This window comes from Halalkalibacter nanhaiisediminis, from assembly GCF_007830185.1.
Lineage (GTDB): Bacteria > Bacillota > Bacilli > Bacillales > Bacillaceae_D > Halalkalibacter > Halalkalibacter nanhaiisediminis.
In genome coordinates this window covers 35,116-57,088 of record NZ_VLKZ01000014.1, presented here as the reverse complement: position 1 = coordinate 57,088, position 21,973 = coordinate 35,116, and the positions used below count along the sequence as shown (strand labels likewise).

Here is a 21,973-nt window from a genome sequence, read left to right as displayed (position 1 = left end):
CGCCGATGGTAGTTGGGGGCTTCCCCCTGTGAGAGTAGGACGTTGCCGGGCGATTAAAGCACAATCCAATAGGGTTGTGTTTTTTTGTGTGCATAAAATGATTGCTCAAGGTGTTGAAGAGCTCTAGTCTGAAGGAGCAGTATCTTCTAAGAAAAAGCCGATGGTAGCAGTATGAATGAGCTTCATTGAACTAGCTCATGTCCCCCTATAAGACGAGCTTATTTCTTTTCGTAAGCTACATGAGTTTCTTTTTGAAGTAGCGTGGTGATCACCATCCCTGTAAAAGAGGAATGGCGAGCAAGTGACGTGGTCGGGCACTTAAAAGCATTCCATTATGGATTGCTTTTTTATGTATAAAAGATTAGTTATAGATGTATCTAACTAAAGCTCACAAGTTGATTTGTTTTGCTGATCTCCTACTTAAACAGGATAGAGATGGACCAAATGAAAAAATTTTACTTGGATAGGCACAAAAGATACTTAAATAGAATAGAGTGAAAAAGAAGAGACGTTTAAAAATGTGATGGGCGGCCGATAATGATGGCAGGGGTGATGGAGTGTTGAAAACCAGAGTCATGCACATACGGCTAACAAATGTTTGTGTCATCTGTAAGGAGAATAAACAAGAAGGAATTCATATTGTTCATGCTTTTTTCTGTGCCAATTGTGAAGAAGAAATTGTAAAATCAGATGTCAAAACTCGGGTGTACGATAACTATGTGAAAAAGGTAAAGACTGCTTCTACATTTCTATATGATTAAAAATAATCTGTCTTAAGTAAGAAGAAAACGCTATGAATAGTAAATTTCATAAATATGAACGAAAAACCTAGTCAACTCCTTCTCTATTTATAGTTGCTAGGTTTTTTCATATATTGATGAACAAGTAATAGATAAACATGATAAGGAAGGTATCTCGTTCTAACTTGCATAGCTAATATTGGTATAATAGACAAATGGACAAGTTTGTTTATTAGTGATATCTAAACAACTTACAGGAGGGACGATCGTATCTTGCAACATAAAAATGTACCTTTAATTGAAGCAATAAAAGAACATCAACAGAAAAGCAAAGCTTCCTTTCATGTGCCAGGGCATAAAAATGGTCTCTATTTTCATGAAAGCTTACATAATGACTTTAGAAATGTACTGCCTTATGATGTAACAGAATTAGAAGGTTTGGATGATTTACATGCTCCCTCAGGACCTATAAAAGATGCCCAACGTAAGGCTGCACAGCTTTACGGCGCAGAAGAAACATTCTTTTTGGTAGGTGGAACAACCGTTGGCAATTTGGCGATGGTTTATGCCTTATTTGAACCTAGAGATGTCGTTTTTATTCAACGGAATAGTCACAAATCCGTTTTTCATGCGGCACAAATTGCTGGCGTTACCCCGATTCTTCTTACACCAGAGTATGATGCAATGTCAGGTCTGCCGATGGGAATTAATAGTGAGATATTACAGAAAGCAATAGCTCTTTATCCAGAAGCGAAGGGGTTGATACTAACATATCCAAACTATTTCGGGGTTAGTATAGATGTTTTACCGACGATTGAACTCGCAAAACAACACGATCTGCTTGTGTTAGTTGATGAAGCACATGCGCCTCATTATTGTTTAGGACGTCCGTTTCCACCATCGACTTTAGCTCTTGGTGCAGATGCTGTTGTTCAATCGGCGCATAAAATGCTCCCTGCTTTAACGATGAGTTCCTTTTTACATATTGGATCAACTCTTTCAAACGACCAACAGCAATGTCTTAAAGAAGCACTAACGATGTTTCAATCCAGCAGTCCATCTTACTTATTAATGGCTTCTCTTGATGGTGCTAGAGCTTATGTCGACTCATTAGACGATCAAATATTGAAGCGTATTCTTGCAGGAGTTGAGGAGCTAAAGCAAGAATTAGCTACTATAGACCAAATCAAAGTAATGAATTGGGATGAAGAAAGGTACCATTCTGATCCATTAAAAGTTACAATTAAATCAACAACAACCTTAACAGGATATGAACTGCAAAAGCTTTTCTATGAAGTAGGTCTCTTTCCTGAAATGGCTGATGAGAAACATGTTTTACTCGTACTTGGATTAGGGATATCTTCTATTGGGAAAGATGCATTGGAAAAGTTAAAAGAACTTCTTTCACCTTATCAAATTGTTGTAGAGAAGAATGATCGATTATCGACGAGACAAGAAAATGAGATTAGTAAGCTTCATGTTTTCCCTAGTAAAATCCGATCTTTACCTAAAAAGGCAGTTCCTCTTTCAAATGCAAATGGATTGATCGCGGCAGAAACACTTATTCCGTATCCACCAGGTGTTCCTTTAGTGTTAGCAGGAGAAAAAATAAATCAAGGGTTACTTATGAAGATTAAACAATTAAAACAGGCGGGAGCAAGATTTCAGGGGCATGAGGAAGGGTTTGAAACGGTTTTCGTTATTGATTCGGAGGAGAAAGAATGAATAAAGGGTATTTTATTACAGTTGAAGGCGGCGAAGGAGCTGGTAAGACAAGTGTCTTAGATCGAGTGGAATCTGCTCTTAAAGAGAAAGGGTATTCAGTGCTAAGGACGAGAGAGCCTGGTGGCATTCGAATCTCTGAAAAGATTCGTACGGTTATTTTAGATGTTAATCATACTGAAATGGATCGTCGTACAGAGGCTTTGCTCTACGCGGCCGCTCGTCGCCAGCATTTAGTCGAAAAGGTTATTCCAGCATTAAATGAGGGATACATTGTTCTTTGTGACCGTTTTGTTGATAGTAGCTTGGTTTATCAGGGTTATGCAAGAGGAATTGGCTTTGAAGAAGTGAAAGCTATTAATGAATTTGCCATTGAAGGGTATATGCCTGATTTAACGCTATACTTTGATGTTGATCCAAAAGTTGGTCTAACGCGTATTCAGGCAGATAATAACCGTGAAATAAATCGACTGGATCAGGAAAAAATGCAGTTCCATAAACGTGTACACGAAGGTTATAAAATGGTTCTTGATCAGTTTGGTCATCGGATGAAACGTATTGATGCAAATCAAACATTTGATGATGTTTATAAAGATGCGTTGCAGCAAATCGATTTGTTTTTACAATCTAAAAAGATAAATTGAAGCATTATACCAAGGCACTTACGCTTGCATATTCTATTGATAAAGGAGCTGATGAAGATGAAATTAATTATGGCAGTTGTTCAAGATAAGGATAGTAACCGCCTGTCGGATGCCTTAGTAAAGGCTAATCATCGTGCTACGAAACTAGCTAGTACAGGAGGATTTTTGAAGGCTGGTAATACGACCTTTTTAATTGGAACAGAGAATGAGCATGTCGAAAATGTCATGTCTATCATTAAAGAAAATTGCCAAAGTCGCAATCAGCTTGTTGCACCAATATCACCGATGGGCGGTAATGCCGATTCATATGTTCCTTATCCTGTTGAGGTACAGGTTGGTGGGGCAACCGTCTTTGTCTTACCAGTTGAGAGATTTGAACAATTTTAAAGGTGTGTAGATAAATGGATTCATGGGAGCAATTAAAAGAAATACAACCGAGAGTCGTGCAGTTACTTATGAAGACAATGGAAAAGGATCGTCTTGCTCATGCTTATTTGTTTGAGGGGAGCAGGGGAACAGGAAAAAAACGAGTAGCTCTTCAACTAGCGAAGAGCTTCTTTTGTCGAAATATAGATCATGTAGAGGCTTGTCAAACATGCAGTGATTGTAAACGAATTGAAAATGGGAACCATCCAGATGTTCATATCATTGAACCTGATGGACAATCGATTAAGAAGCATCAGGTAGAGTATTTGCAAAAGGAATTTACGTATCGAGGCGTTGAATCGGACAAGAAGGTCTACATCGTAAATCATGCTGACTTAATGACGGCAAGTGCGGCTAATAGTCTCCTGAAATTTTTGGAGGAGCCAACATCACCTACGCTCGCGTTATTATTAACGGAACAAGGCCAGAGAATATTGCCGACGATCCAATCGCGTAGTCAACTGTTGACCTTTGCACCGCTATCAAGACAATTATTTTTAGACAAGCTTGAAAAAGAAGGGAATTCTAGTGTGATTTCCAGTTTATTAGCTAGTTTAACAACAAGTTACGAGGAAGCGATGCACTTAATAGAAGGGGATTGGATTGCACAAGCACGAAGCGTAGTGATACAATTGATGGAAGAGCTTTATAATAGACCAAATCAAGTTCTTTTCACGCTGCAAGAGAAGTGGTTACCTCTTTTTAAAGAAAGATGGCAGCAAGAAATTGGTCTAGATATGATCCTCTTATGGTTAAGAGATCTGATGTATACAAAGGTCGGAAAGGTTGATTCCATCACCTTTATTGACCAAAAAAAGGAATTTGAACAACATGCGCTCTTAAGCTCGCAGGATCGATTGAGCCAAAAGATGTCTTCAGTCCTTGAGGCGAAAAGGCATCTTATCGCCAATGTGAATCCTCAGCTATTAATGGAGAAGCTGTTGCTTAATATACAGGAGGGATAGAAGATTGCATCAAGTTGTGGGCGTTCGCTTTAAGAAAGCGGGCAAAATCTATTATTTCTCCCCTGGTACGTTTCAGTTGGAGAAAGGGGAAACAGTAATTGTTGAGACATCACGAGGCGTTGAATATGGCCGGGTTGTCATTGGAACAAAATCTGTCGGCGAAAATGATGTTGTTCTCCCATTAAAACAAGTGATCAGAATCGCAACAAAGAAAGACAAGTTGACTGTTCAAGAAAATCTTGATGCTGCAAAGAAGGCGTTTGACGTTTGTACGCAGAAGATTACAGAGCATGAGCTCGATATGAAGCTTGTCGATGTTGAATATACATTTGATCGAAATAAGGTTTTGTTTTACTTTACAGCGGATGGTCGAATCGATTTTAGAGAGCTAGTGAAGGACCTAGCAGCGATTTTCCGCACGAGAATTGAATTGCGTCAAATTGGGGTTCGTGATGAAGCAAAAATGCTTGGTGGTATTGGACCATGTGGACGAGTGCTCTGCTGCTCTTCGTTTCTAGGAGACTTTGAACCAGTTTCGATTAAAATGGCAAAAGATCAGAATCTTTCCTTAAACCCTGCGAAAATTTCAGGTTTATGTGGCCGACTAATGTGCTGCCTGAAATACGAGAATGATATGTATGAATCAGCAAAACAAGAGCTTCCTGATGTTGGTAAACGTATTCAGACTCCTCATGGAAAAGGGAAAGTGATCGGGCTTAATTTATTAGAACGTCTTATTCAAGTTGAATTGTCTGATGGAGAACGCGTGCTCGAATTTACGATGGATGAGTTAATGAATAAAGAAGTTGTGTCGACAGAAGCCGCAGAATAATGAGGTGGGAGCAGCGTGGACAAAAAGGCAATTTTTACACAGGTGAGCCAACTTGAAGAACGGCTGGGTGAGCTGCATCATGAATTGCGCGGATTAAAAGATCAGCTTGCCTATTTAATAGAAGAAAACCATGCCCTGCGCATTGAAAATGAGAATCTCCGTGAACGTCTTGAGTCGCAAGATGAGAATCAATTGGAGAAAGGATCAAATAAGCAATCGCGTGCTAAAAAGTCGTTTATCGGTGAAGGTTATGATAATTTAGCGAGGCTGTACCAAGAAGGCTTCCACGTCTGTAATACGCACTATGGAAGTATTCGTTCAGATGGAGATGATTGCTTGTTCTGCCTTTCATTTTTGCATCAAAAATAATGGGCTGACAGTTACGGGGACAGACCTTTCGTGCAAATCGAGAGGTCTGTTCTTTCTTTTAATAAATATTCAAGGAGTGCACGGGAACAGTGGAATTATTAGATGATGAGAGACTAGACTATATTGCAGGAACAGAATTAAAGGTGATCCAAAGCCCAACTGTGTTTTCATTTTCCATTGATGCGGTTTTGTTAGCCCGCTTTGTCCGTGTTCCGATCCAAAAGGGACGCATTCTTGATCTATGTACGGGGAACGGGGTGGTTCCATTACTCCTTTCGACAAGAACAAAGGCTGAATTAATTGGAATTGAAATTCAAAACAGGCTAGTTCATATAGCTGAGCGAACAGTGGAATTGAACGAATTAAATGAACGAATACGGTTGGTTTGTGCTGATTTGAATCATATGCCTGATGATATCGTTCGGTCATCGTTCGATGTGATTACGTGCAATCCTCCTTACTTTGAAACGGTGACCGAAGAAGAACGGAATCGCAATTTACATTTGGCGATTGCTCGTCATGAAATTCATTGTTCACTTGAAGATGTCATTCGGGTATGTAGTCAATATGTAAAGCAAAAGGGGAAAGTGGCGCTTGTTCATCGGCCGGAACGATTAACTGATATTTTGACTCTCATGCGTTCCTATCGTATTGAACCAAAGCGAATCCAGTTTATTTATCCGAAAGTAGGAAAAGAAGCGAATATGGTCCTTGTTGAAGGGATCAAAGATGGAAAATCAGGAGTCACTTGTCTTGAGCCATTAACTGTATACAATGAAAATGGTGAATATACTAGTCAGTTCCATGAGGTGTATATTGGACGATGAATCATTTTATTTATATTCTCGAATGTAAGGATGGTACATGGTATACCGGATATACCACCGATGTTGAAAGAAGACTGAAGATGCATGAACAAGGGAAAGGGGCAAAGTACACACGGGGGAGAGGCCCCTTTTCTCTTGTGTATCAAAAAGCGTATCAGACGAAAGCGGAAGCATTGCGAGCTGAATATGATTTGAAGCAGCTAAAGCGTAAACAAAAAGAAGAATTTGTGGACAGAAAGGAAAACCAAGATGAAACAACAAAATAGTTTTTTAGATGAAGGAACAGAAGGTGTCCTTTATCTTGTCCCCACTCCAATTGGAAATCTTGAAGATATGACCTATCGTGCGGTTCGGATTTTAAAGGAAGCAGATCTTGTTGCAGCAGAAGATACGAGACAGACAATGAAGCTATTGCGTCATTTCGAAATTGAAGCATCACTTGTCAGTTATCATGAACATAACAAGGAGAAGGCTGGATTATCTCTAATCGAGCACATCAAGAATGGAAAAGTGGTTGCCCTCGTTAGTGATGCGGGCATGCCTGCTATTTCTGATCCCGGTCAAGAGTTAGTTCGTGAGGCAATAGAGGAAGATATCCGTGTGATAGCTCTTCCTGGTGCTAATGCTGCGCTGACTAGTCTCATTGCCTCTGGACTACCGACTTATCAATTTCAGTTCATTGGGTTTTTACCACGGCAAAATAAACAGAGGCTTGAGCTGTTAGAGCAAGTAAAGCAAAGCACGGCAACATTGCTGTTCTATGAATCTCCGCATCGTTTAAAGGAAGCATTGCAAGCTATGTTTCAGGTACTCGGTAATCGCCAAGTGAGCATTTGTCGGGAATTAACGAAGAAGTTTGAAGAATATCAGCGAGGGACTCTTGAAGAAGCGATTGAGTGGTGTGAGCACGGAATGATTAAAGGTGAGTTTTGTTTAGTCGTAGAAGGGCGTACAGAGGAGGAGCAAGCTGATAAATGGTGGGATACATTATCAGAGATTCAACACGTTAACCATTATATTGAATTAGGCATGTCGTCAAAGGATGCCATTAAGCAAGTAGCTCGGGAGCGTGACGTTTCAAAAAGAGATGTGTATGCAGCTTATCATCAAACGTAAGAAAGAATATAAACGCTACATGTTTAAATAAAAAAAGGATCTGGAAAACTAGATCCTTTTTAACAATGATGATTTTAATTAAGCTTGTGTTGTACGAGAAAGGTAATCTTGAAGATCTTTTAAGATTTCTTCTGCACCTTGTGGGCTAAGAATGATTTTGCCATTTGCGATTGATAAGTTATCATCAGATACTTCACCAGTGATTTGGCAAGTCATGTTTGGCTTGTACTTTTTCAAGATAATACGCTCGTTATCAACATAGATTTCAAGAGCATCCTTTTCAGCAATATCAAGTGTACGACGAAGTTCAATTGGAATAACTACGCGTCCTAATTCATCAACCTTACGAACAATACCAGTGGATTTCATATTAAATCGTCTCCTCTCAGACTTATACATGTTTATTTTTATGTGTCATTTTTCGACATTTTTCTATCTGAACTAAGAATACCAGTGTTTCCAAAAGGAGTCAATTACTTTTTTCTGTATTTTTATGATAAATAGTTGGAAATTTTTTATTTGTACCAAAAATACTAATAAAATGCTAATAAAACGCTAATTTTGATGTGAGGTGATAAAAGAATGTTGGAAATTTCTCCTGAATTAGTAGAAAAAATCAAGGGAATAAATGGTTTATTTAGAAGTGTATATAGTCATTCAACAGATGAAAAAAAGATAATTCGACAAAAATTGAAGGAATCTGGCGCTATCATTCGACAAATACAACGCTTTTCGACAAAATATTTGTCAAATTGGTTAATTGGACGTGAGGTAGCAGCGGTCGATGGTTCTGTTAATCAGACAAAAGGAGATGCTCCTCATCTGCTTTATTTATTTCAAGGACTAGCGAAAACAACATCAGGAGTTGAGTGTTTGACCACAGATATTTATGCTCCTTTAATTGATGAGAAAAGGTCAGAAGAAGAAGGAGTGAACTGGAGAGCGCATATTTTAGCAAAGCTTGAATTAGAGGCTGCTTATCAGCTCCTTGAAAAAAGGGATATTGCGCTTCTTTTGATGGACGGGGCTTTGTATCATTACCGCATTGATGCTCCTGATGAGTGGGAAAGACTCAGAAAAAAAGCGCTGGACCAACAGGTTCTTTTAGTTGGCGTTTCAGAAGAGATTACAACAGAGAATTTGGTTCAGTTAGATTCTTTTGCAAACTACCGGAAGCGGCCCAAAGCTTATGATCGAGATCTTCTGTTTGGCGTATTAGCACAGGAAGAAATGCTTTATATTGAACAAATTCAACATAAAGCAGGACTTCAATCCGTTTGGATGAGATTAAGTACAGACCCAGCAATTACTGGTTTTGATTTATTAGAAGAGCAAGCGCATATGAAAAATGAGGTAGCCAGTCTTTTATTAACATTAACGCCACAACATGGTAGAGGTATTCCATTATGGCTTGATTATGTTGACAGAGAAGTGAGAGTGACAGATAAACTCGTCGAAGCTCTTGTTGAACAATATATCGATTCAGAAATCAGGCAACGTTTTTTTGTGAAAAAGCGTCATGGAAGGCCTTATTAAAAGATAAAGGAGGCAGAATTCAATGCAAATAGTTGGTGTAACAACCCAGCATGAGGTGTATGTCGCCTCAAAGACACATAAATTTCGAATGAATGAAATGCTTGTGATGGAAGATGAAGACTTATATCAGCCCAAAGGAGAAGTAGTCGAAACGTTTTCCTATAACCGTTATATTCCGATGGGTTTTGACAAAGGTTTAGCAGATGATCAAGTGCTGAAAACATTAGAACATATTGGCTATGACATCGGTGCTGATGATATTCATTTAGCGAAGGTGCGTTTATTTGCAGAAGCGGTTCAACCGATTCAGACAGGAGCTAAGGTAAGACATCCTCATTTTGATGAAATTTCTTCATTATTAGTTAAAGCAAAACCCGAGGAAGGGCTCATTCTTGGTGAGGTGAAATCTACTGATTTTATTGATCCAACACTTCCTGAATCGTTAAAAGGATTGCTTCAAATTCAAGATCATGACGGGATTAGAGAGCAAAACGGGGTGCCATTCATCTTTGATATTAGAGCGATGCAGCAATATCCGCATATTGGTGTGTTTGGCGGATCTGGTTCTGGTAAATCATTTGGATTACGTGTCGTACTAGAAGAGTTAATGAAACTCCGCATTCCTACATTAGTATTTGATCCACATTTTGAAATGAATTTTGCCGCGAAAGCAGAAGGGGTAACTGAGGCAAAATCATATCAAGATCGTTATATTGTCGTTCAAATTGGTCAAGATGTTGGTGTAGATTTTTCTGCGCTTTCTGTTAGAGATGTGGAGCGACTGTTGTCGGCTGCAGGTTCATTAACTGAATCGATGGTTAATGTTATTCAAACGATTCATAAGCGAAAGGATAGCTATCAGTCTTTTAGTGATCGAGTGTCGAATTTAGCAAGTGCACTTGAATTAGGAAAGCAAAAAGTAGAAGCAATGGTACATGATGCTGGAATGTCACGAGAAGAGCTTGCACGCTATGATACATACCGTAAGCTTCTTGATCAATTTGGCAGCCTGCCACTTGCATCGGTTAAGGGGATTCAGTGGCGCGTCAATCGGCTTTATCAAGCGGGTTTGTTTCAACAAAATATTCGTTCAATTGAACAAGGCATTCATGCTGGTCAGCTAGTTGTGGTTCAAGGCCCTGTTTGGTTACTTCAAGTATTCTCAAGCTATGTCGTTGGTGCTCTTTATGGAAAAAGACGTACATATAAGGATGCGAAGCTCCAGCAACAGCAGGGAGAATTCTTTCCTCCTTTTGTGATTGTGACAGATGAAGCTCATAATTTTGCGCCAAAAGGATACGACGCGCCTGCTAAATCTGTTTTAAAGGAAATTGCGCAAGAGGGGAGGAAGTACGGGGTGTTCCTCGTTTTTGCGACGCAGCGCCCGACGTTACTTGATGAAACGATTACCGCACAGCTCAATTCGAAATTTGTTTTTCGGACGGTGCGTGGAACAGATATTCAAACGATTAAGGAAGAAACGGATTTAACGCATGAAGAAGGGAAACGCCTCCCGTATCTTCGTTCAGGCGATGTATTTGTCTCCTCAGCGATTATGGGAAGAACGATGGCAGTAAGGATCAGGCTTGCTCATTCATCAAGTCCACACACATTAAATCCATTTGATGAATTAAAAGAAATGAATAAAAAAGATACAGATCAATTAGTAGAAATACTCGATCCGCATTTGCCAATGGCTGAGATGAGTATTATGAACCATCTAACAGAATTAAACGCCGCGGCTAAGAAAAGTTGGGATGTTCAGACGTGGAAAAAGGAATTAGAACGGCTAAGTAATGAAGGGGTGATCAAAAAAGAAAAAACCCCATTCGCAACGCTTTATACGCGACCTTGACAGGGATGGACGGAATTCGGTATATTTTGGGTAGTATGAAGGTATAATTGATGAATAAGGTGACATCCGATGAAGGGATAAGTACGGCAGGTTTGTCTATAGGTAGCGCGTGCTATGCAGAGAGCCGGGGTAGCTGGAAACCGGTATAGATGATGGTTGGAAAATGGTCCTGGGAGGAATTCGTTTTCGAGTGTGCATGATGATGATGCCATAAGGGAACGACGTAGCTGGCGTTAACAGAGGAAGTCAAAGCGAATTGACTTCGTGAGCCTTTTTGCTGTGAAGTGAAAAGGGAAGCTGGGTGGTACCACGTGAGAGTCGCTCTCGTCCCGATGCGGATGAGGGCTTTTTCTATGCAAAAAAAGAGGAGGATATGAACGTGACAGAACAAAAAAAGACATTTTACTTAACGACACCAATTTATTATCCGAGTGATAAGCTCCATATTGGACATGCGTATACGACGGTTGCTGGTGATGCGATGGCAAGGTACAAGCGCTTACGTGGCTATGAGGTGCGCTATTTAACAGGGACAGATGAACATGGACAGAAAATTGAACAAAAGGCGGCCGATAAAGGGCAAACACCGCAGCAGTTCACAGACGAAATTGTCGCTGGTATTCAAGATCTTTGGAAAAAGCTTGATATTTCTTATGATGATTTTATTCGTACAACAGAAGAACGCCATAAGAAGGTTGTTGCGCAAATTTTTGAGCGCTTGCTTGCACAAGGAGACATTTACTTGGATGAGTATGAGGGCTGGTATTCGATTCCAGATGAAACCTTCTATACAGAAAGACAGCTTGTTGATCCGATTAAGGATGAGAATGGCAAGATTATTGGTGGAAAGAGCCCAGATAGTGGACATCCTGTTGAAAAGGTTCGTGAACAATCGTATTTCTTTAAAATGAGTAAATATGCCGATAGGTTGCTGAAATATTATGAAGAAAATCCATCGTTTATCCAACCTGAATCGCGTAAAAATGAAATGATTAACAATTTTATTAAGCCAGGTCTTGAAGACTTAGCGGTTTCAAGAACATCTTTTACATGGGGTGTTCAAGTACCAAGCAATCCAAAGCATGTTGTTTATGTATGGATTGATGCGTTATCTAACTATATTACTGCTCTTGGTTATGGGAATGACGATGATCAACTCTATCAAAAGTTTTGGCCAGCAGATGTTCATCTTGTCGGAAAAGAAATCGTTCGCTTCCACACGATTTATTGGCCGATTATGTTGATGGCATTAGACTTGCCATTACCGAAAAAAGTGTTTGGTCACGGCTGGTTATTAATGAAAGACGGGAAAATGTCGAAATCAAAAGGAAATGTTGTTGATCCAGTACCATTAATTGATCGTTACGGCTTGGATGCCCTTCGTTATTATCTACTTCGAGAAGTGCCATTTGGTTCAGATGGGGTGTTCACACCTGAAGGATTTGTTGAACGAGTCAATTATGACCTAGCAAACGATCTTGGAAATTTATTAAATCGTACAGTTGCGATGATTAACAAATATTTTGATGGTAAGATTCCTACTTACGTTAAGGATGCAACACCTTTTGATGCTGACCTTCTTGATTTAGTCCAAGCAACAGTGGTAAAAGTAGAAGAGGCAATGGAAGATATGGAGTTCTCTGTTGCGCTGACGGCTATTTGGCAACTTGTTAGTCGTACAAATAAGTACATTGATGAAACACAACCATGGATGCTAGCAAAGGATGAATCCAAACAAGAAGAGCTTGGTTCTGTTATGTACCATTTAGCTGAATCCCTGCGTTATGTATCCGTCTTAATCCAACCATTTATGACGGAAACACCGAAAAAGATTTGGCAACAGCTCGGATTAAAGGAAACGATCACAGATTGGACATCAATTCAAGCATTTGCCCAAATCCCTGCTGGAACGGCTATTGAAAAAGGAGAACCAATTTTCCCAAGGCTTGATATGCAAGAAGAAGTGGCCTATATTGTCGAGCAAATGGGTGGAACATTGAAGCAGCCTGAAGATCAGAAAGAAGATAAGCAAGATGTACCAGAAGTCGATGAAATTACAATCGATGATTTTTCAAAAGTTGAGTTAAAAGTAGCAGAAGTATTGAAAGCAGAACCAGTTCCAGGAGCTGATCGACTGCTAAAAATTCAGTTAGATCTCGGCTCTGAGCAACGTCAAGTTGTATCTGGTATTGCAAAATATTATTCTCCAGAAGATCTTGTTGGAAAAAAAGTTATCTGTGTAACAAATTTGAAGCCGGTTAAACTAAGAGGAGAACTTTCTCAAGGTATGATTTTAGCTGGTTCAAAAGGGAAGAAGCTTCAGTTAGCAACGATAGACGGTCATTTACCGAATGGGGCACAAGTAAAATAAGATGAAAAGGGGGAGAGTCGATGATTCTCTCCTTTCATTCTTATATAATTATATTTATATAATAATATTGATCAATAGAGAGGATAGGGAAAAATGCTTTTTGATACACATGTACATTTAAACGCAGATCAGTTTGAGGAAGACCTTGAGGATGTTATGACGCGTGCCAAAGAAGCAGGTGTTGTGAATATGGTTGTCGTCGGTTTTGATGAGTTGACGATCAAACGTGCTATTGAGCTAGTTGAACGTTATGACATGCTATATGCAGCAGTTGGTTGGCATCCTGTTGAGGCTATTGATATGAAGGATGAACATTTGCATTGGTTAGAAGAGCTTGCAACTCATCCTAAAGTTGTTGCTCTCGGTGAAATGGGCCTGGATTATCATTGGGATAAGTCGCCTAAAGACATTCAAAAAGAGGTTTTTCGTAAACAAATTCGTTTAGCGAAAAAAGTGAAGTTACCGATCATCATCCATAACCGTGAAGCCGATCAAGATATTGTTGATATTTTAAAAGAAGAAGAGGCTAGTGTTGTTGGTGGAATTATGCACTGCTTTGGTGGGAGTGTGGAAATAGCTAAGCAGTGCTTAGATATGAATTTCTATATTTCACTCGGAGGTCCTGTTACGTTCAAAAATGCCAAGCGGCCAAAAGAAGTGGCCAAAGCGATTCCATTTGATCGTTTGTTAATTGAAACAGACTGCCCATATTTGGCCCCGCATCCTTATCGCGGAAAACGAAATGAGCCTGCTTATGTCAAACTTGTGGCAGAGCAGATTGCCGAGCTGAGAGAGATCAGCTATGAAGAGTTAACGAGACAAACAACCGAAAATGCAAAAAAACTTTTTAACATTTCTTGATAGTCTATTTTGACGGGGCGTGACGAAGTTTGTCTGTTCATTCTTTCCTTCGAAAAAGTTCTACACAAGCCTTTGTTTGCATAGATTGGACGTGTCGAGAAGTTTTTGTTTCCAATGCTTGCTTCCTCATGGATAATGAGAGCAATGCGGCGAGAAGTAAAAACGAAAAAGTTGACAAAGGGAGGTGTAGTGTTTATATTAGGACGTTGAGAAGGAGGAATGCATGACATGGAAGCAAACAGACTCCGAATTCTTCCTGTAAATGGGTTTTGGAAGAAGGTGGTTCTCCCCGTCATAAGTCTTATTCTCTTTATAAGCGTAATTGCGTACGCGGTACACGAGACGACGAAAGCAACAGTAACAGTCTCCATTGATGGTGAAGATGTTACGGTGCAAACACATGCATCAACAGTTGCTGATTTGATGAGGGAGCAAGAATGGAATGTCCATGACTATGATCATGTTGAACCTGGATTAGACACAGATATTACAGGCAATATGAATATAACTTGGGACACGGCAAAGCAGGTCTTTGTGACAGCAAACGGTCACGAACGATCGGTATGGACGACCGCAGAAAACGTCAAGCAACTTATACATGAACTAGACATTGATTACAAGAAGCAAGATTTGATTAAACCTGGATTGGATGAGGACATTTCAGATGAAATGAATCTAACTTATGAATCTGCCTTTCGGGTTGAGCTTACAAGTGACGGTGAACAACAAGAATTATGGACAACTTCGACGACTGTCGCTGACTTTTTAGAGAGAGAGAATGTTTCATTAGGAGAACTAGATCGAGTCGAGCCAGCGCTTGAAGAGCGCATAGACGAAGAAACAGACATTCAAGTGATACGTGTAGAAAAAGTCACCGATGTGGTGGAAGAGACCGTTGCATTTGGAACGGTAACCCGTAAAGATGATGACTTAGCGAACGGCAATGAAAAGGTCGTTCAAGAAGGTACAGAGGGTCGGGTCAATAAGCATTATGAAGTCGTTTTAGAAAACGGTAAGGAAGTCTCTCGTGAGCTTTTGAGAACTGAAACGATTAAAGAAAGTACAGATAAGATTGTAGCGGTTGGCACACGGCCAGCTGCAACGAATGTATCTCGTAGCCAAAGTCCGACTCAATCGTCCGAAGCTCAAAGTGGACGAACGTTGACTGTGACGGCTACAGCTTATACAGCACAATGTAGTGGTTGTAGTGGGATTACCGCAACAGGTATTAATCTTAACAATAATCGTAATATGAAAGTAATAGCTGTTGACCCAAGTGTCATTCCGCTTGGATCACGTGTTCATGTTGAAGGATACGGTACGGCAATTGCTGGTGATACTGGTGGCGCTATTCGTGGACAAAAAATTGATGTCCATGTTCCAACAAAGGCAGAGGCTAAGCGTTGGGGACGTAAGCAAGTTAAAATTACAATCCTTAATTAAGGTTGTCTAGGCACAGAGTGGGATTTCCGCTCTGTGTTTTTTCTAATTTTTATTATAAGTATTTATCTATTTACGCAATACAGGCTAAAATAGAATGAGCATATGAGTTAGGAGTTAGAGGATGAAAATAAAAGAGGTTATTGTTGTTGAAGGAAAAGACGACACAGTGGCGATCAAGCGAGCTGTTGATGCGGACACAATTGAAACGAATGGGTCAGCAGTAAATAAAAGCGTACTTGCCCAAATTGAACTAGCCCAGAAACGTAGAGGGGTTATTATTTTGACAGATCCAGACTATCCAGGAGAGAGAATTCGTCGTATTGTCAGTCAACATGTGCCAGCTTGTAAGCATGCGTTTTTACCAAAAGAAGAAGCAATCTCAAAAAACAAAGATGACCTTGGAGTTGAAAATGCTACTCCAGAAGCCATCCGCCAGGCGTTGATTCATGCGAAACAAGAAGATGATCATCATCTTGAGATTGTCTCATGGCAGGACTTACATGCTGCGGGGTTGATTGCAGGTCCATCTGCCAAAAAGAGGCGTGAACGATTAGGTGTCTTACTTCATATTGGCTACGCGAACGGCAAACAGCTTCATAAGAGATTACAAACATTTCGCATTACAGCAGAAGAATTCTCAGAAGCTGTCAAGCGTGTGTTTGAGGAGGAAAAATAACAATGACAAAAGATATTGCAACTCCAGTACGAACAAAAGAGATTCTAAATAAATTTGGGTTTAGCTTTAAGAAGAGTTTAGGCCAAAATTTCCTGATTGATACGAATGTTCTTCGTAATATTGTTGATTCTGCTAATATTGGTGATACATCTGGTGTGATTGAAGTCGGTCCAGGAATTGGTGCACTAACTGAGCAACTCGCTAAAAAAGCAAAGCAAGTTGTCTCTTTTGAAATCGATCAACGCTTGCTACCTGTGTTGGAAGAAACGCTGGCGCCTTATTCGAATGTGAAGATTATTCATTCAGATGTGTTGAAGGCTAATATTCAAGAAACGATTGATGAGAATTTTAAAGACATTGATGATCTGATGGTTGTTGCCAATTTACCTTATTACGTAACAACACCAATCTTAATGAAATTGCTTGAAGAGAAGCTACCCATTCGCGGTATTGTCGTGATGATCCAAGCTGAAGTGGCTGATCGGATTGCCGCCAAGCCAGGATCAAAGGATTACGGTGCTCTTTCGATTGCTGCTCAATACTATGCGCAAGCTGAGAAGGTCATGACTGTACCAGCTACTGTCTTTGTTCCACAGCCTCGTGTTGATTCAGCGGTATTACGTTTAACGATTCGTGAAAAACCAGCTGTAGAGGTTCAAGATGAAGCATACTTTTTCCAAGTGTTTCATGCGAGCTTTGCCAATCGTCGTAAAACAATTTTAAATAATCTTGTTCATAATCTAGGTCCAAAGGAAAAGAAAGATGACATTCTTGAAGCGCTAGTAGAAGCTGAAATTGATCCTGTCAGACGAGGGGAAACATTGTCACTAGAAGAGTTTGCTCGTCTTAGTGATTCTCTTCTAAAAAGATTAAAGGTATCCTAGCACGTTAACCGCCCTCTTCACATAGTTTAAGTGGAGAGGAGGCCGTGACAATGAAGCTGAGAAAAGGAGATATCGTTGCTCGCCTTTCCTATCAGTGTGATCTGTTATTTAGGATAGTAGCGTTGCACCCAGATTACGTAGAGCTTGTAGGGGAGGACATGCGTCTAATTGCTGATGCTCCTATTGATGATGTTGTGATCGTAACAGAAAAAGAGCGTGCAGCCCATCAAAAGAAGGCGAAGACATTGGAAGAAGATTCATACCTACTCTTTAGACAAGATGCTAAGCTGATGAAACAGCGTAGTGATTATGAAGTGACTTCTGAATATACAAATGAATCAAGCTATTTCGAACTGCGTGGACGTGTGCTTCACATAGATGGTGATGGCTTGTACTTGCGTAAGTGTACGGATTTATACGAGAAATTAGGCGTGCCTGTGTACGGAGTCCATTTACATGAAAAAGAGATGCCAGAACAAATTGGTTCGTTACTAGAAATGGTACATCCTGATATTGTTGTGGTGACTGGACATGACGCTTATTTGAAATCGAAAGGCAGTGAACGAGACCTAAAAGCATATCGTCATACAAAATATTTTGCCGAGTGTGTAAGGATTGCTAGAAAACATACATGGCATCGCGATGAACTAATTATTTTTGCGGGAGCTTGTCAGTCGCATTTTGAAACATTAATTAAAGCTGGTGCTAATTTTGCTAGTTCGCCAGAGCGTGTAAATATTCATGCGCTTGACCCCGTTTATATTGCATCAAGAATTAGTCTTACGTCATTCATGGATCGAATCAGTCTCTCTGGTGTATTACGGAATACGATTACAGGGGAGAGGGGATTAGGTGGGATTGAAACAAAAGGTGTGATGAGACGAGGCATGCCTATGAAATATGAATAGCAAATAGACGTGCTCTCGCTTATCGAGAAAAGCACGTCTATTTTTGTTAGAGATTCAAAATGAGTTTTTCTATACATACTATCTCAAAACAAGGCCATACTAAACAAGAATGATGCATATAGCGATAAATAGATATTATTGTCGAAACAATTGACAAGATTATTGTCTGCTTGTTATAATTTTAAATTTGTTTGACGGATTTCGGTTTTTATGCTATGCTACATATAGAGTGAGGTGGGATGTATTAATGGCAAAAACGTTGATAGACATTAAACGAGCATTAGATGCTAATGTTGGTAAGAGAATTACAATCAAGGCAAATGGTGGTCGTCGGAAAACGTCAGAGCGTTCTGGTCTCCTCGAAGAAACATACCCGTCAGTTTTCATCGTGAAATTAGATGAACATCAAAATGCATTCGAGCGAGTGTCTTACAGTTATGCTGATATTCTTACAGAAACGGTTGAACTTATGCTTTGTGAGGATGGCGTTGAATCGACTGTTCTTAAAGCATAATGAGCAATTGGATATACAACAAATATGACCTCCTGTTGTTAAATTCAGGAGGTCATATTTGTTTTTGAACTGCGAATACTATCTACTGTCATGGTTATGCTTAATTTTTAAAAAGGGAGTTGTGATGACATGAGTAGAAGACGGGGAGTCATGTCAGACCGTTTAAAAGAAGAGCTAGCAAAAGAGCTTGGATTTTATGACATCGTTCAGAAAGAAGGATGGGGAGGCATTCGTTCAAGGGATGCTGGTAATATGGTCAAACGGGCGGTTGAGATCGCCGAACAACAGCTCATAAAAAAACAAAAATAAAAAGCGAATCATGATAAAGGCTATCCCAAAAGGACGAAAAACGATCGTACTATTGGTAAATGGCTTCGAGGATGACTTAAAGGTCAAAAAGGACCCTTTAAGTCATCCTCTTTTTCATTTCTAATGGGAACTTAGACGAAAAATCGAGTAGTTGTGGTATGTTAGTTGGACAAATGATAAAATAACCTAAGCAAATGGAAATGACAGAAGGTGATTTTAGTGAGATATTCAGTGAAGGCACCAGCAAAAATCAACTTATCGCTAGATGCACTAAGTAAGCGACCGGATGGGTATCATGAAGTTGCGATGATTATGACGATGGTTGATTTAGCTGACCGAATTGATTTAACAGAAACAAATGACGATAGAATTACAGTTGATGTATCAGAAGGGTTTGTTCCAAATGATCATCGTAATTTAGCCTATCAGGCTGCTGATTTGTTAAAAAAGAGGTTTAATGTAAAAAAAGGTGTGTCTATTTATATTACGAAGAGAATTCCTGTTGCTGCTGGTTTAGCTGGTGGAAGTAGTGATGCTGCGGCAACACTTAAAGGATTAAATCAGTTATGGCAATTAGGACTGACACAAGACGAGCTTGCGGAGTTAGGTGCAGAAATCGGGTCTGATGTCTCATTTTGCGTGTACGGGGGAACAGCACTAGCTACAGGGCGCGGAGAAATCATTCAGCAGATTGCTTCTCCACCACCATGCTGGGTTATTTTAGCCAAGCCCCCTATAGGCGTTTCAACAGCAGATGTGTACAAGCGTTTAAATGTCCAAGATGTTCAACGTGCGAATACAAAAGAGATGATCCGTGCGATTGAAGAGCAAAATTTTAATGAAATTTGTCAAAACCTTCATAACGTATTGGAAACAGTGACACTAGATATGTATCCAGAGGTTCGAAATATTAAAGAACAGATGATTCGCTTCGGCGCGGATGGAGTGCTTATGAGCGGTAGTGGACCAACGGTGTTCGGTCTTGTTGAACATGAATCGAGATTGAACCGAGTGTACAATGGTTTACGTGGCTTCTGTCAAGACGTCTATGCTGTTCGCCTTATTCGTTCATCAGATACTTGCTAGAAACCGGATAAAAATGTTATGTTAAAGGAAAATATTCGGTTTTGGTGGGGGTAGCATGAAAAAGCTTAAACGAAGTGGTCGTCTTGTCGATATGACCTATTACTTGTTCCAGCATCCACATGAGGTTATTTCCCTAACTCATTTCTCGGAACGATATCGGTCTGCAAAGTCTTCCATTAGTGAGGATCTTGTTATCGTCAAGGAAATTTTTGAAGATGAAGGATACGGTACACTCCTAACGATTTCAGGTGCAAGTGGTGGAGTGAAATTTATCCCTCGTATTCATCATGAACAAGCCCAGGAATTTGTCGATGATCTTATTAAACAGTTAGCTGTCCCGGAACGGATTCTCCCTGGGGGTTATTTGTATATGATGGATTTACTTGGAAGTCCTAAGTTTATTCAGCGTGTTGGTCAAGTATTTGCTTCCGTTTTAGCAAATAAGAAAATTGATGCGGTGATGACGGTGGCTACGAAAGGAATCCCTCTCGCTTATGCTGTTGGACAGTATTTAAATGTCCCAGTTAGTATTGTGCGACGAGATCATTTAGTGACAGAAGGGTCAATGGTTAGCATTAATTATGTGTCTGGTTCATCCAAGCGGATTCAAACGATGACGCTTGCTCGTCGGAGTCTCGCTCCTGGATCTCGTGTCTTTATTGTCGATGACTTTATGAAGGCTGGTGGAACGATTCGTGGAATGATGGACCTCCTTGAAGAATTTCAAGCAAAACTTGTTGGAATTGGCGTTCTTGTTGAATCGGTTGGAGCTGAGGAGCGACTTGTCGATGAATATATGTCGATTACGAGATTGTCCGAGGTGAATGTCCGAGATCGAACGATTACGGTAGAGCGAGGAAATCTGTTAGACTTATTACAAACAATGAAATTGGAGGATGATGACAAATGAAGACAATTTACACAAAAAATGCCCCAGATGCAATTGGACCTTATTCCCAAGGGATTGTAGTCAATAACCTTTTTTATAGCTCTGGTCAAATTCCCCTTACTGCTGAAGGTGAACTTGTTCAAGGAACAGTCGAAGAACAAACACACCAGGTTTTTAAAAATCTTCAAGCTGTTTTGGCTGAGGCGGGAGCTTCACTTGAAACGGTTGTCAAAGCAACAGTTTTCATTAAGAATATGGATGAATTCCCATTAATCAATGAAGTGTACGGACAATATTTTAATACTCACAAGCCTGCTCGTTCTTGTGTTGAGGTTGCGCGCCTTCCTAAAGATGTTCTTGTGGAAATCGAAGTTATTGCATTAGTGAAAGCATAATAGAAAAAGGTTCCTAACTTGTTTAGGGCCTTTTTGCTTTATATTGATGGCTCTGTGTAGGTTATTGAGAATAGATTGTTGAAAAAGTTAGAAAATTTTTTAGTAATAAAGAAGGAATTACCATCTTTTTAGAGAATTATTATAGCATGATAAATCATTCTAGAGGTGGTGAACAACATGCAGGTAACAGATGTGAGATTACGTCGAGTCAATACAGAAGGACGGATGCGTGCAATTGCTTCTATTACAATTGACCATGAATTTGTCGTTCATGATATTCGTGTAATTGATGGAAATAATGGGCTATTTGTCGCGATGCCAAGTAAGCGAACGCCTGATGGTGAATTCCGAGATATTGCACATCCAATTTCTTCTCAAACGAGAGATAAAATTCAAACGGCTGTGTTAGCGGAGTATGATAAAGCTGGTGAGTACGATGAAGCTGAATATGAAGAAGCGGGTGCTTCTTAGGAAGGAGAGAGTTCCACTTATGCATAGTGGAACTCTTTTTTTTTTGAATACTATGTGAAAAGTTCTTGTAGCTTCTTGCAAACTACTGATCTATCCTTGAAAAGACCACGGTTTTAGGATATATTCGTAAGGGA

25 protein-coding genes are annotated in these 21,973 nt (G+C 39.9%); 24 read left to right on the top strand and 1 reads right to left on the bottom strand.

Going from position 1 to position 21,973, the window contains the following annotated elements:
• Positions 1–557: 557 nt before the first annotated feature.
• The 10 genes from IQ10_RS17150 (at position 558) to rsmI (ending at position 7,641) form a co-directional block, all read left to right on the top strand.
• Positions 558–761: a sigma factor G inhibitor Gin gene (locus tag IQ10_RS17150; protein ID WP_144451692.1), complete on the top strand. Its 204-nt coding sequence runs from the start codon at positions 558–560 to the stop codon at positions 759–761.
• Positions 762–1,013: 252 nt separating this feature from the next.
• Entirely contained in the window at positions 1,014–2,465 is a 1,452-nt protein-coding gene (locus tag IQ10_RS17145) for an aminotransferase class I/II-fold pyridoxal phosphate-dependent enzyme (RefSeq protein WP_144451691.1), read from the top strand.
• Positions 2,462–3,106: a dTMP kinase gene (gene tmk / locus IQ10_RS17140; RefSeq protein WP_144451690.1), complete on the top strand. Its 645-nt coding sequence runs from the start codon at positions 2,462–2,464 to the stop codon at positions 3,104–3,106. The genes IQ10_RS17145 and tmk overlap by 4 nt, the downstream gene beginning before the upstream one ends.
• A gap of 57 nt (positions 3,107–3,163) precedes the next feature.
• Complete coding sequence (gene darA / locus IQ10_RS17135) at positions 3,164–3,493, top strand: cyclic di-AMP receptor DarA (RefSeq protein WP_144451689.1); 330 nt, start codon at positions 3,164–3,166, stop codon at positions 3,491–3,493.
• A 14-nt stretch (positions 3,494–3,507) separates the two neighbouring features.
• Positions 3,508–4,497: a DNA polymerase III subunit delta' gene (gene holB / locus IQ10_RS17130; RefSeq protein WP_144451688.1), complete on the top strand. Its 990-nt coding sequence runs from the start codon at positions 3,508–3,510 to the stop codon at positions 4,495–4,497.
• Positions 4,498–4,501: 4 nt separating this feature from the next.
• Positions 4,502–5,329 (top strand): PSP1 domain-containing protein, encoded by an 828-nt coding sequence (locus IQ10_RS17125; RefSeq protein WP_144451687.1) that lies wholly within the window; start codon positions 4,502–4,504, stop codon positions 5,327–5,329.
• 15 nt (positions 5,330–5,344) lie between these two features.
• Positions 5,345–5,698 (top strand): DNA replication initiation control protein YabA, encoded by a 354-nt coding sequence (yabA, locus tag IQ10_RS17120; RefSeq protein ID WP_144451686.1) that lies wholly within the window; start codon positions 5,345–5,347, stop codon positions 5,696–5,698.
• An 89-nt stretch (positions 5,699–5,787) separates the two neighbouring features.
• Complete coding sequence (locus IQ10_RS17115) at positions 5,788–6,525, top strand: tRNA1(Val) (adenine(37)-N6)-methyltransferase (protein WP_144451685.1); 738 nt, start codon at positions 5,788–5,790, stop codon at positions 6,523–6,525.
• Complete coding sequence (locus tag IQ10_RS17110) at positions 6,522–6,791, top strand: GIY-YIG nuclease family protein (RefSeq protein ID WP_144451684.1); 270 nt, start codon at positions 6,522–6,524, stop codon at positions 6,789–6,791. The genes IQ10_RS17115 and IQ10_RS17110 overlap by 4 nt, the downstream gene beginning before the upstream one ends.
• On the top strand, positions 6,775–7,641 hold the full coding sequence (gene rsmI, locus IQ10_RS17105) for a 16S rRNA (cytidine(1402)-2'-O)-methyltransferase (protein ID WP_144451683.1): 867 nt from the start codon (positions 6,775–6,777) through the stop codon (positions 7,639–7,641). Before IQ10_RS17110 ends, rsmI begins: the two co-directional genes overlap by 17 nt.
• Before the next feature lie 78 nt (positions 7,642–7,719).
• Here rsmI and abrB read toward each other — a convergent pair whose 3' ends face one another.
• Positions 7,720–8,010, bottom strand: a complete 291-nt coding sequence (abrB, locus tag IQ10_RS17100; RefSeq protein WP_144451682.1) for a transition state genes transcriptional regulator AbrB — start codon at positions 8,008–8,010, stop codon at positions 7,720–7,722.
• Between the two features lie 213 nt (positions 8,011–8,223).
• On the opposite strand from abrB, the gene IQ10_RS17095 reads away from it, so the two are divergent.
• From IQ10_RS17095 to spoVG, 14 genes are all read left to right on the top strand, one after another.
• Positions 8,224–9,177: a DNA double-strand break repair nuclease NurA gene (locus tag IQ10_RS17095; RefSeq protein WP_144451681.1), complete on the top strand. Its 954-nt coding sequence runs from the start codon at positions 8,224–8,226 to the stop codon at positions 9,175–9,177.
• Positions 9,178–9,199: 22 nt separating this feature from the next.
• Entirely contained in the window at positions 9,200–11,032 is a 1,833-nt protein-coding gene (locus IQ10_RS17090; RefSeq protein ID WP_144451680.1) for an ATP-binding protein, read from the top strand.
• Positions 11,033–11,411: 379 nt separating this feature from the next.
• Positions 11,412–13,403: a methionine--tRNA ligase gene (gene metG / locus IQ10_RS17085; RefSeq protein WP_144451679.1), complete on the top strand. Its 1,992-nt coding sequence runs from the start codon at positions 11,412–11,414 to the stop codon at positions 13,401–13,403.
• A 93-nt stretch (positions 13,404–13,496) separates the two neighbouring features.
• Positions 13,497–14,264, top strand: coding sequence for a TatD family hydrolase (locus IQ10_RS17080; protein ID WP_144451678.1), 768 nt, complete (start codon positions 13,497–13,499; stop codon positions 14,262–14,264).
• A 228-nt stretch (positions 14,265–14,492) separates the two neighbouring features.
• Positions 14,493–15,707, top strand: coding sequence for a resuscitation-promoting factor (locus IQ10_RS17075; protein ID WP_144451677.1), 1,215 nt, complete (start codon positions 14,493–14,495; stop codon positions 15,705–15,707).
• A 121-nt stretch (positions 15,708–15,828) separates the two neighbouring features.
• On the top strand, positions 15,829–16,383 hold the full coding sequence (gene rnmV, locus IQ10_RS17070; protein WP_144451676.1) for a ribonuclease M5: 555 nt from the start codon (positions 15,829–15,831) through the stop codon (positions 16,381–16,383).
• A 2-nt stretch (positions 16,384–16,385) separates the two neighbouring features.
• Positions 16,386–17,267: a 16S rRNA (adenine(1518)-N(6)/adenine(1519)-N(6))-dimethyltransferase RsmA gene (gene rsmA, locus IQ10_RS17065; protein WP_144451675.1), complete on the top strand. Its 882-nt coding sequence runs from the start codon at positions 16,386–16,388 to the stop codon at positions 17,265–17,267.
• 50 nt (positions 17,268–17,317) lie between these two features.
• The gene (yabG, locus tag IQ10_RS17060; RefSeq protein ID WP_144451674.1) at positions 17,318–18,175 is read left to right on the top strand and encodes a sporulation peptidase YabG; all 858 of its coding nucleotides are present in this window, start codon (positions 17,318–17,320) and stop codon (positions 18,173–18,175) included.
• 247 nt (positions 18,176–18,422) lie between these two features.
• Positions 18,423–18,689, top strand: a complete 267-nt coding sequence (veg, locus tag IQ10_RS17055) for a biofilm formation stimulator Veg (RefSeq protein ID WP_144451673.1) — start codon at positions 18,423–18,425, stop codon at positions 18,687–18,689.
• 129 nt (positions 18,690–18,818) lie between these two features.
• Positions 18,819–18,998 (top strand): small, acid-soluble spore protein, alpha/beta type, encoded by a 180-nt coding sequence (locus tag IQ10_RS17050; RefSeq protein WP_144451672.1) that lies wholly within the window; start codon positions 18,819–18,821, stop codon positions 18,996–18,998.
• 219 nt (positions 18,999–19,217) lie between these two features.
• Positions 19,218–20,084: a 4-(cytidine 5'-diphospho)-2-C-methyl-D-erythritol kinase gene (ispE, locus tag IQ10_RS17045; RefSeq protein ID WP_144451671.1), complete on the top strand. Its 867-nt coding sequence runs from the start codon at positions 19,218–19,220 to the stop codon at positions 20,082–20,084.
• A gap of 55 nt (positions 20,085–20,139) precedes the next feature.
• Positions 20,140–20,994: a pur operon repressor gene (purR, locus tag IQ10_RS17040; protein WP_144451670.1), complete on the top strand. Its 855-nt coding sequence runs from the start codon at positions 20,140–20,142 to the stop codon at positions 20,992–20,994.
• Positions 20,991–21,368: a RidA family protein gene (locus IQ10_RS17035; protein ID WP_144451669.1), complete on the top strand. Its 378-nt coding sequence runs from the start codon at positions 20,991–20,993 to the stop codon at positions 21,366–21,368. The genes purR and IQ10_RS17035 overlap by 4 nt, the downstream gene beginning before the upstream one ends.
• Positions 21,369–21,545: 177 nt before the next feature.
• Positions 21,546–21,839 carry a septation regulator SpoVG gene (spoVG, locus tag IQ10_RS17030; protein ID WP_144451668.1) on the top strand — a complete coding sequence of 98 codons (294 nt, stop codon included), beginning with the start codon at positions 21,546–21,548 and terminating at the stop codon, positions 21,837–21,839.
• The last annotated feature ends 134 nt before the right edge of the window (positions 21,840–21,973 follow it).